Raw genomic sequence first — 10,646 nt, 5'->3', positions numbered from 1 at the left:
AATATTAACCGTCACCGTTGCTGTACCCCCATTACCGTCACTGATAGTAATATCAAAATTATCAGCACCGTGATAGTTGGCTTGGGGAGTATAAGTATATACACCATCAGCACCAACTACCACGCTACCATGTACAGGATCTGTAGCCTTCGCATAGGTTAAGGCATCGCCATCTATATCTGTACCGGTTACAGCACCACTTACCGGCGTATCTTCTAGCGTAGTTTCGCTATCGCCAGTACCGGTAGGTGCATCGTTTACTGGGGTTACGGTAATACTAACAGTTACAGTGGCTGTACCGCCATTGCCGTCACTAATAATAATATCAAAATTATCTGAGCCGTGATAGTTAGCTTCAGGCGTGTAAGTATATACACCGTCAGCACCAACCACCACGCTGCCATGTACAGGATCAGTGGCCTTAGCATAAGTCAAAGCGTCGCTGTCTATATCTGTACCGGTCACAGCGCCGCTTACCGGCGTATCTTCCGGCGTAGTTTGGCTATCGCCAGTACCGGTAGGTGCATCATTCACTGGGCTAACGGTAATATTAACCGTTACTGTGGCAGTGCCGCCATTACCGTCACTGATAGTAATATCAAAATTATCAGCACCGTGATAGTTCGCCTCAGGGGTGTAAGTATAGGTACCATCAGCATCAACTACAACGCTCCCATGCCCTGGGTCAGTAGCCTTGGTATAAGCTAATACATCGCCGTCTATGTCAGTGCCGGTCACAGCGCCGCTCACCGGCGTATCTTCCAAAGTAGTTTTACTATCACCAGTACCAGTAGGTGCATCATTCACTGGTGTTACAGTAATATTTACCGTCACCGTTGCTGCACCGCCATTGCCGTCGTTAATAGTAATATCAAAGTTATCGGGGCCGTGATAATTGGCTTCGGGGGTGTAAGTGTAGGTTCCATCGGAACCCACAACCACGCTCCCATGCGTAGGATCAGTGGACTTAGCATAAGTTAATACATCGCCGTCTATATCTGTGCCACTTACGCTGCCACTTACCGGCGTATCTTCCATAGTAGTTTTGCTATCACCAGTACCGGTTGGTGCATCATTCACTGGTGTTACAGTAATATTTACCGTCACCGTAGCTGTACCGCCATTACCATCGCTGATAGTAATATCAAAATTATCAGCACCGTGATAGTTGGCTTCGGGAGTATAAGTGTATGCACCATCAGCACCAACCACCACAGCGCCATGAGCAGGGTCAGTGGCCTTGGCATAGGTTAAGGCATCGCCATCGATGTCAGTGCCGGTCACAGCGCCGCTTACCGGCGTATCTTCCGGTGTGGTTTTGTTATCGCCAGTACCAGTAGGCGCATCATTCACTGGGGTAACGGTAATATTTACCGTCACCATGGCTGTACCCCCATTACCATCGCTGATAGTAATATCAAAATTATCGGGGCCGTGATAGTTAGCTTCGGGGGTGTAAGTATAGGTACCATCGGCACCAACTACCACACTGCCATGGGCAGGATCAGTGACCTTGGCATAAGTCAAAGCATCACCGTCTATATCGGTACCCGTTACAGCACCGCTCACCGGCGCGTCTTCCGGCGTAATTTTACTATCCCCGGTGCCAGTAGGCGCATCGTTTACTGCGGTAATGTTCAGCGTTAAATGCCAGGTATCTTTCAAAGGACCACCTGTACCTGTATTCCCATTATCTGAAATATTGATAACAAGATCCAGGGTAGATGGTGGATTTTGAGTAGTTGTGTACACCAGGTTTTTACCTGCTAAAAATGCATTTATATCAGCAAGGGTGCCGCTTAAAATAATGGAAGACAGCCTGCCGCCAACCGTTACGCCGCTCCCCGGCACAGCGCTCAATGTACCGCTGGTGGCGGAAAAGGTAACGGTCACAATGCCCGTGCCTGCATCAACATCCGTGAAAGACACGTTATCCAGAACAGCCGGCATATCCTCTGCTACCGCCAGTCCGGGCGGCGCCATAATATGCGGCCCGTCATTTACAGGCGTTATACTAATAGTCATGTGGGCAGCAGCTGCTGCATAAGACATACCATCAGATGCGCTCCAGTCAAACCCCGTAGTGCCATTCCAGTTTGCCGCCGGTACAAAGGTTATGTTGCCAAGCTGTGAAAAAGGTATCTCCTGCCCAACGGTAACAAGAGCGCCATTGAGGTTAAGGCTGCCGTTATCAGGCAAACTGGCAATCTTTATACTGTTTAGCGCCGTACCGTCTGCATCGGTGTAAGCGCCTGTAAAATCAGTAGCGGCAAAGGTCAGCGTATGGTCTTCCTCACCGGATATACTATTATCATTAATAACCGGCGGGCTGTTTACGGTAACTGAAACAGCAAAGGTATAGTTGGCCCGGTCAGCATCGGCATCATTATTCAGTATACGCACAACAGCAGTGTAAGTACCTGCTGCATGGCCTGCAGGATCAAAACGTACCCCAAAACCGGCGGCTCCTGTTACAGGAATTGAATTAGCAGCAGGCTGCAGGCTAATGGTAAAACCTGCATCGCCGCTGATACTTACCGCGGGCGATGCTGTTAAAGATACTGTTCCGGTACCCGTATTCCCGATAGAGAATGTATGCGTTACGGCGGCTGCCGATACCATCCCGAAATCAGTGCCGTTTGCCGCTGCAGTAGTAGTACTGTTATCTGCAACAGCGTTACCGTTACCGGTTACACTAATCTGCGGGTTGGTTAATATAATAATAGTAGTGGTGGAAGCAGGCCCGTTCTCAACACCATCATTCACAACCGCTGTAATCGTGCGGTTGCTTGTATTGGGCGATGCATTGCTGTTCCTGTATACAATCATCTTCAGGACAGCTATGTAATCTGCCTGCGATGCCTGGCCCGTAAGACTTATTACCGCAGTGCCGTTTCCCGACAGGGTAATGCCCGCCGGCAGCGTGCCATTCACATACAGTCCTTCATTGCTGCCGTCAGGCGTATTAGTAAGGGTAATGGTGGCAGCATACAGGTCAGATGCATCGGGGTCTATAATGGTAAGGTCACCGTCTGCAATATTGGCGCCTGTGCTGCTGCCGGCATTAAAATAGTTCTGGTAGTTATAAGCGCCGGCGCCGGAGCTGTTGTCCGGGTCAGGTTCTACCACAGGCACATTATTTACGTCAATACTTTTGGTAAGCAGGTTATTGCCATAGTAACACTCCTGGTAAACAGATTGCTGGTTGGCAAGCGAAGTTAGCGCGAACGGTGTGCCCACTGTATGCCCAACGCCGCCGGGCACAAAGCTGCCGTTGTCGTTAATAACAATAGTAAGGGCAATGTCCAGGTTATCAAAGCTGCTCAGGTCTATCTCAAATGAGAACTGCTTGCACTCCCCTGCCAGGATGCCTTCATTAAGTGTACCGGTGTATAACAATTTGGCGTTCGGGTCAACCGTAGGATCTCCATAGTAAAATGAAACAGGCATGCCGCCATTGCTATTGCCTGCGCCGGGGTTACAAACCGTTAGCGTTGCCTTTACTTTATAGGCTGCCGTTTTCTCAAAAGTAATAGCCGATGCATTAAACGCAATATCCGGCTTTGAGCCATAATAATCCGCCGACAGTAAAAACTGGTAATCGGGATTGGCCAAACCGGTTTTATTAGTAACGGTCAGCTGCCTTTTATCGGCAGATAAAGAAAAAGAAATATCATAATTATAAGGACCTTTAAATCCTACGGTATTGGCATGTGCGCGCGTACTGCTGTTATCCAGGGGCACGCTCTTAAACGCATAATTATCATCCCTGCGCTGCGTGCCGGATAAACCTACCTGCTGGTAAAAATATCCCGAAGCCGTTTCATTTACCAGGTCAATATATGCATAGGCTTCCAGCGAGTTCTCGTTACTCTCCCTGTCGGTATTCACCGCATTGCCTGTTTCATTGAAATAAATGGCATTGGTGCCGGGGGGGATAGTAAAGGTTCTGCTAACGCCCGACTCCGAGCTTAACCCTTTTGAGATAAATTGTATATCCGAATTCACAAACTCCGCGCTCATCTCCTGCCCGGTGCGCGTGTAAAATTCCATGATGTAGGCGTCGTCAAAATCCCGCGCATAGTCTGCATCCCGCTTAATAACCAGGTTGCCGCCGGATATATATATCCTGGGGTTATAACGGCCTACTGCCCCGGCATTACCCGACTTGGCCGTATAATCGCCTGTTTCGGCGCCCGAGCCAATCAGGCTGCCGCTATAGGTGCTGCTTAGCCCACTTACCACATAGGTAGAACGCCTGTCCGCAGATCCGCCGTTTGCCAGGGTAACAAATCCGTCGGTTCTTGCTTTGTTAAGATCTATGGTAAAACGGAAATTGGCATAGCCTTCTTCCGTACCATCGTTGGTATTCAGATCGGCATAGCTGGAATTGGTGCCTTTCCCGGAAATGAAAATAATATCTGTTCCGGATGGAATGGGCACCACCAGGTCTGTATTACCGGACGCACTGCCGTGCAGCAATGCTTTCACCTGCTGGTCCACGGGGTTTAAAGAATTCGTATAAGGCGACTGGTACTGTACATAATAGGATGAATGGATGCCGGTTTGCGCCTGGGTAATGGTTAAAGTGTTGCCGGAGATGGAAAAGTTCACATTGTTCAGGTCAGGAGCAGCATCTCCCACCTTACTGCCGGCCGGAATAAATGCACCCAGCGGAACATTCTGCCATCCATACACGTTTGTGCCGGAACCATCCGTATTGGTGTTTTTTGCATAGTTCACATAACCGGATGAGGTATTGGACGCAATGTCGATAATAGCGCTGATGGTAATAAAATCCTCATCGCCCTGCGCATAATCCTTTAAACCGGTAAGACCTGTTTCGGATGAAATATAAACGGAAATGGATTTTGTGCCCGCCGGAATATTGAAAACGGGCGCGCCGGAACCCGGGGCGCTGTATTTTACATCGGTGCTTATTACATCTGCCCGTTTACCCCCGCTGGGACCACACGGACTGGAAGGCATCTGGCCGTATGCAGTCAACGCACAAAGCAATAAGCCCGTAGTCAGCAAACGTAGTAAATGTGGCATCATAGATATATGGCATAAAATAACCGTCCCGCAACGGTTGCAGGAAATAGGGAGTAATCATCTCGCCAGCCAGGTCACACCGCTTACTCGTCTTCTTAGGATATGTTTATCAAAAATGGTCCCCTACTGAAGTGTTATTTTGATGACTCTCTATTTTTCACGGATTACGGTTACTCCGGTATTCGGTTATTATATATATATGCAAATATAGCCTCTTTAGGGCGAGGCTAAGTGCCTCACAACCATAACTTTTGTGTTATAAAAGAAAATGCAGGACAGTTAACAATAAATAACACTGCTAAGCCCGGTCTGGCACAGTTTTGTGCTTTACTACAGCAGCTAAAGTTCAAGCGCCTGCAGACGATTAACTTTTATTATTTATCACGTTTATTCAAAATCCTACTATCATGAAAAAGTTAAAATATCTCATCATCGCTTTAGTGCTTGTTTCCGGATTTACCAGCTGCATGGTGGCGTACGACCGGCCCGGATATTATCATCATCCGCATCCGCGCCCGCACCACTATCATCACCACGGCTATTACCGGTAAATAAAATAAAAGGGACCGGATGCATCCCGCCTCCCGGTCCCTTTTTCTTTGCTGTTATTACTGGCGTGAGGTTTGATGGCTGTATGCATCTAAAACCCATAACAGCAATGAAAATAAAAAGTGAATTTCAACATGGCCAGGCCGTACCGGTGCTGTATACCTGTTTGAGTAAAAACATTAACCCTCCCCTGGAGTTTGAAACCATACCTGCCGGTACCAAAAGCATGGTGCTGATCATAGAAGATGTGGATGCAACACCACGGCCATGGACACACTGGATGGTATTTAATATTCCGCCGCATGTAACTTCAGTGGCAGCAGGCACTATTCCCAACGGCGCAACAGAAGGACTGGCCAACAATCATTCATTCGGGTATGAAGGCCCCTGCCCCAAATACTTCAGGGGCACCCATCATTACTGGTTCCGGCTGTATGCCCTGGATATTGTGCTGGACCTGCCCGCTGCATCAGAAAGGGAAGTGGTAGAAGAAAAAATGCAGGGCCACATACTGGAGCAGGCCAACCTGCTGGGGCTTTGCACTGCGGGGTAAGGCAGCACAATAATGCTGAACGCCGGGATGGCTGCGGCAATCAGTGTTCAGCATTCATTAAGTATTCCGGGACATTCACCTCCCGGTTAGGCAAAGTGGTAGGCAGCTCCTGGTGATAGGCCCCGGAGGGGATAATGCCAAAGCCGCCGTATTTTTCCATCAGCTTCAGCTGCACCATTACATCCTCACCGCAATGCTCTTCCGGCAGCTGCTGCCAGAAACCAAAGCCGCCGATCTCGCGCAACCGCGCCGTATCATACAGCACACAGCCTCCCAGCCAGGCCACTTTATATTTCTGCGGCGTATCAATCTTTTGGCCGGCATGCAAAATATTGGCTGCGTTATGCAGCTTGTGGCGCAACCACTGCTTTGATCCCGGGCGCACTGTTTCCGGCTGCACATGGCCCTCCCAGAATTCAATCTGCTGCTCATGCTCCCGTTTGTCGGCGGCATAGCTAAGGCCTATTAAGGCCATGCCGGTAAATCCGCATTTTTCCTGGTCCATCATCTCCAGCATTCTTTCCAGCGCATCCGGCTCCAGTATTACATCGTCATCCAGGAAAAGCGAGTAGTGCCCGTTGGAATGATCCAGCAGGAACTGCCGTTGCTGTGCAATACCCTTTTTAGGAAGGTTCACCAGCAGCTGCACAGGAATGCCCTGCTGCTGCATGATCCTGCAAATGGTTTGTATAGAAGGATGCCGCGCCGCTTCCTGCTCTCCCTGGTCTGCCACCGTAACGCTGAAGTTACGGCAGCTTTGCGCCATCAATGCTGTAAGGGTGGCCGCAAGCGCGGTTATACGGTTACATGTGGGAATAAGGACTGATACTTTCATCGCTCATTGCTTTTACACGGTTTCTCATGCTGTTTTTACCTGCAGCCGCATTAACGCGCAGTTTTTCACAAAATCAACATCGCCTGCCTGGTCTGCTGTTACTGCATAATGCAACGTTTTATCCAGCGGCGCCCACCTGCACGGGTCACGGGCGCCGGCATGCACACAAACATACCGGTTGCCGGCCGGCAGGCTGCATATCTGCCCTGTGCCGCCTGTTTCAGTTGGCGGTATGGATAGTTCCATCAGATGCTGCTTTTTCCTGTAAAAAATCACTTACATACATTTTTGCTGTATGCCGGCAAGACTGCTGCTTTTCATATGGCCGCTCCAGCAAATCCTGTACGGCCGCCAGCACCTCTTCTGTTTGCACATCGGCAACAAAAGAAGTGTCGTGCCTGCAATCGCTGGGCCGGTTGTTCAGGTGCTGCACATGCATGCCGCACAACGGGCAGTGGGAGGTCCACGATATGAGCGGCCGGCTGTAGCGGCAGGCTACCGGCGAACCGGTGATCATATTACCGGCCCAGTAAATACCTACTGCCGGTATTTCAAGCGCATGGGCTACATGCAGCGGTCCTGAGTCGTTGGACACTATCAGCCTGGCCATGGCCACCAGCCCTACCAATCCCTTTATGCTCAGCTGCCCGCTAAGATTGCAGGCCATGCCGGCATACTGCATTTGCCGGATAATGTTTTCCACAATGGCGTATTCTGATGCCAGCCCGTTAAAGCATACCCGGTAACCTTTTGCACCAAAAAAATCGGCCACCCGGGCAAAACGTGCTGCAGGCCAGTGCCGCCGCCTGTCCGATGCGGAGGCGTGTACCATCACATAAGGCACGCTGTTCAGCTCCGGTAATACTTTCGCTATCTCCGCTATATCTTCATCCGTAACCGTTAGCCTGGGCCGTATATCCATGGTGCCGGCTCCTATAGCGCTAACCACTTCCAGGAAACGCAGGGTTTCACTGAAATAAGTGATATAAGGCACATTAATATCCAGCGGAGGTGCGCCCGGCGCCTGCAGCCCAACATTCAGGCGGGCGCCCAGCTTTTTGAGGAACGGGTTGGAGTTGGCGCCGCCGCCGTGCAGCTGTATGGCAATCTCGAACTGCTCCTGCTGCATGTCATGGAAAAAAGCATCTACCTGCGCGGCATCCGGCACATAGGTTTCTTTTTCTCCTACGCCGGGGTAAGGCGGCACTACCACTACCCTGTCCACAGGGCCCGGGCGGCCGGCCATCAGGTCCTGGTGCATTTTTCTTCCGAGGTAAACAATTTCATGATGAGGAAAGCTGGTACGTAATGCCTGTAAGGCAGGCAATGCAAAAATAAAATCGCCCAGCGCATTTGCCCGTAATACTGCTATTTTCTGCCGTTGCATTGCTTTAGTTTATCGCATTCACAATATCATTCATCTTCACTGGTAATGGCTGCTGCTATGGCTTATGGCCATGAGGTTTCCTGCAGGGGTATCACCATTATTTCCGGTACGGCTGTTTCCGGCGGGCCCTGTATAATCATGCGTATGTAGTTGGCTACGTTAACAGGGTCCTGCAGCTTGCTCTGGTCCAGGTCGGGGAAACGATCCAGCAGGAAAGGCGTTTTCATACCGCCCGCAATTACTGCGGTTACATTTACATTATGTTTCCTGGCTTCTGTAAACAAAGCGTGCGTAAACCCCCGCAGGCCCCATTTGGTGGCATGATACACAGATGCTTCCGGCCAGGCGCGCAGCGCCGCGGTTGATACAATATTAATGATATGGCCGCCCTGCTGCTCCGCCATTACCGGCAGGGCTGCTTTCGCCATAACAAAAGGCCCGCGCAGGTTCACCTTCATCACATTATCCCATTCATTAACGGTAAGCTCCATAATGGGTTTTGTAACATCAATACCTGCGTTATTGATCACTACATCCAGCCTGCCATGCTGCTTTTTCACCTGCTGTACTACCTGCTGCACATTGTTCTCGTCTGTTACATCCAACCTCACAGGTACAACAGATCCTTTGCCGGCCTTTATAGCCTGCGCAGCTGCTTGGGCCTTTGCTTCCTGTATGTCGCCCATAATAACGGTGTGGTCTGCCGCCAGCGCGCTGCAAATAGCGTGGCCAAGTCCTTGCGCCCCGCCTGTTACGAGAATTACTTTTTGTTGTTCCATAGATTTGATGTTTTAACTGTTGGTATCTTGCGCCATATGGCGGGATGATGATGAGGTTACCTGGCGGAAAAGCGATTCCCAGTCGCCGGTAAAGCGCCTGATGTTAAAGCGCTGCATGGCCGTTTCCTTTGCATTCCGGCCCAACTCCATGGCATGCTCCCTGTTTTGCAGCAGCAGCTTCATTTTGAGGATCAGCTTTTCTATATCGGTATCAATATAACCGTTGTACCCGTTATTGATTACTGTTGGCATTTCAGTAGTGGCCATACCGATAATGGGCATGCCCAGCATCATGGCTTCGCATACAGCCAGGCCCATGCTCGTGTAGCGGATGGGGTTAAAGAAAAAGCGGTAACGCGCCGCAAATGCCGGCAGCTCATGCAAAGGCACCTCACCCAGGCCGCCTGCTTCAGCAGCATTCATGCCTACCAGGTCAAGCGGTACATGCCGGCCTACTTCCTGCAGCACATCCAGCCCAAGCCTCCTGCCCCGCTTTACAATATTATTGATCACTACCAGCCCTTTATCCAGCTCGCCGGTGTAAGCTGCATCGGGCATGGTAACGCCGTGTTCTATCACAGTAGCCGGTGTGCGGTTGTTGTCCCACATCAGCTTGTTAAAATGGGTAACATGCACCAGGGTAACAGCAGGATCATCTACCGGGTGCGCCGTATCGGTAGGTGAGCTGCGGGGAGGATCATGCTCCAGGTAAATACGCGGCAGCTGTTGCTGCTGCGCTGATAATACCTCATACTGATCTTTGAGATAGTTACGGTGCGACTGGAAAAGGATGCAATCCAGCTCAAGCGATTTTACAGCACCGGCAGGCACCTCTATTACATTGCTACCGAACGCGAAAGTGCCTCTTCCGCCGTACCCTTCGCCCCTTGCGGCATCTACAGGAATATAAATATCATAATTACCTTGTGAAAGATAGTACAGGTAACTACCGTGAATGTGCCATGTAAAAATCTTTAACCTTCGCTGCATATTATTTTTTTTACAGAACGCTGCAATTACTTTACAGCTGCACCCATCATCCACAAATAATAAACCAGCCCGTTGTGACAAGCTGTAAATGCAACGTTTTACCGTTTTAACAGCGTTTGATAAAGGATTTCCTTCCGGCAGACCTCTACATATTGCTTCAATACTTACACATTAGCGTGCACAGGCTTCATGCATTTTTACAATTTTCACATCAATTACGCACAAAACAACAACAACTGTTAATTAACTACCAGGGGTGATGCCGGTCTGATTATTGGCTATTTGAACAGTAATTGTTTTTAACGTGGAACACCCGATTCAATACTTATTATCGATTAAGCAGCGCCTGACAGGCGCGCAGTATGTAGATGAAAATAGTGTACATACGTTCCGGCTTTTACTATTAGATACGGCTACTTTCCTTACCAGGAAATACTATTCTTATCTTTTTCTCAAAAAAGATGCGCTTAAAACCAACCGGCTGCTGGACATATTTCA

General features: G+C 49.7%; 9 protein-coding genes. 3 read left to right on the top strand and 6 right to left on the bottom strand.

All coding sequences use genetic code 11. The features are described from left to right. Window positions 1–4,989, bottom strand: a 4,989-nt coding sequence (locus tag VFS25_RS08460; RefSeq protein ID WP_326461695.1) for a tandem-95 repeat protein, incomplete at its 3' end; no start/stop codon positions are given. A gap of 473 nt (window positions 4,990–5,462) precedes the next feature. Here VFS25_RS08460 and VFS25_RS08455 point away from each other — a divergent pair. Continuing rightward, on the top strand, window positions 5,463–5,606 hold the full coding sequence (locus tag VFS25_RS08455) for a hypothetical protein (RefSeq protein ID WP_326461694.1): 144 nt from the start codon (window positions 5,463–5,465) through the stop codon (window positions 5,604–5,606). Window positions 5,607–5,713: 107 nt separating this feature from the next. After that, window positions 5,714–6,157: a YbhB/YbcL family Raf kinase inhibitor-like protein gene (locus VFS25_RS08450; protein ID WP_326461693.1), complete on the top strand. Its 444-nt coding sequence runs from the start codon at window positions 5,714–5,716 to the stop codon at window positions 6,155–6,157. Window positions 6,158–6,197: 40 nt separating this feature from the next. Here VFS25_RS08450 and VFS25_RS08445 read toward each other — a convergent pair whose 3' ends face one another. The 5 genes from VFS25_RS08445 to VFS25_RS08425 all read right to left on the bottom strand — a co-directional run bounded on the left by VFS25_RS08445 (window position 6,198) and on the right by VFS25_RS08425 (window position 10,148). Beyond that, window positions 6,198–6,992 carry a glycosyltransferase family 2 protein gene (locus VFS25_RS08445; protein WP_326461692.1) on the bottom strand — a complete coding sequence of 265 codons (795 nt, stop codon included), beginning with the start codon at window positions 6,990–6,992 and terminating at the stop codon, window positions 6,198–6,200. 24 nt (window positions 6,993–7,016) lie between these two features. Beyond that, window positions 7,017–7,238: a hypothetical protein gene (locus VFS25_RS08440; RefSeq protein ID WP_326461691.1), complete on the bottom strand. Its 222-nt coding sequence runs from the start codon at window positions 7,236–7,238 to the stop codon at window positions 7,017–7,019. Then, window positions 7,213–8,379 carry a glycosyltransferase family 9 protein gene (locus VFS25_RS08435; RefSeq protein WP_326461690.1) on the bottom strand — a complete coding sequence of 389 codons (1,167 nt, stop codon included), beginning with the start codon at window positions 8,377–8,379 and terminating at the stop codon, window positions 7,213–7,215. Before VFS25_RS08435 ends, VFS25_RS08440 begins: the two co-directional genes overlap by 26 nt. A gap of 62 nt (window positions 8,380–8,441) precedes the next feature. Beyond that, window positions 8,442–9,158: an SDR family oxidoreductase gene (locus VFS25_RS08430; RefSeq protein WP_326461689.1), complete on the bottom strand. Its 717-nt coding sequence runs from the start codon at window positions 9,156–9,158 to the stop codon at window positions 8,442–8,444. Between the two features lie 12 nt (window positions 9,159–9,170). Then, window positions 9,171–10,148: a glycosyltransferase gene (locus VFS25_RS08425; RefSeq protein WP_326461688.1), complete on the bottom strand. Its 978-nt coding sequence runs from the start codon at window positions 10,146–10,148 to the stop codon at window positions 9,171–9,173. A gap of 304 nt (window positions 10,149–10,452) precedes the next feature. Here VFS25_RS08425 and VFS25_RS08420 point away from each other — a divergent pair. Then, window positions 10,453–10,646, top strand: a 194-nt coding sequence (locus VFS25_RS08420; RefSeq protein ID WP_326461687.1) for a hypothetical protein, incomplete at its 3' end; no start/stop codon positions are given.

It is taken from the genome of Chitinophaga sp. (assembly GCF_035761305.1).
Taxonomy (GTDB): Bacteria; Bacteroidota; Bacteroidia; order Chitinophagales; family Chitinophagaceae; genus Chitinophaga.
Note: the sequence above shows the minus strand (reverse complement) of the source record. Positions and strands in the feature narration are given on the sequence as shown.

What these genes read in the sequence shown, in the direction of transcription:
- VFS25_RS08455 (WP_326461694.1), top strand. Translation starts at nt 5,463, where the DNA reads ATGAAAAAGTTAAAATATCTCATCATCGCTTTAGTGCTTGTTTCCGGA.
- VFS25_RS08440 (WP_326461691.1), bottom strand. Translation starts at nt 7,238, where the DNA reads ATGGAACTATCCATACCGCCAACTGAAACAGGCGGCACAGGGCAGATA.
- VFS25_RS08435 (WP_326461690.1), bottom strand. Translation starts at nt 8,379, where the DNA reads ATGCAACGGCAGAAAATAGCAGTATTACGGGCAAATGCGCTGGGCGAT.
- VFS25_RS08450 (WP_326461693.1), top strand. Translation starts at nt 5,714, where the DNA reads ATGAAAATAAAAAGTGAATTTCAACATGGCCAGGCCGTACCGGTGCTG.
- VFS25_RS08425 (WP_326461688.1), bottom strand. Translation starts at nt 10,148, where the DNA reads ATGCAGCGAAGGTTAAAGATTTTTACATGGCACATTCACGGTAGTTAC.
- VFS25_RS08430 (WP_326461689.1), bottom strand. Translation starts at nt 9,158, where the DNA reads ATGGAACAACAAAAAGTAATTCTCGTAACAGGCGGGGCGCAAGGACTT.
- VFS25_RS08445 (WP_326461692.1), bottom strand. Translation starts at nt 6,992, where the DNA reads ATGAAAGTATCAGTCCTTATTCCCACATGTAACCGTATAACCGCGCTT.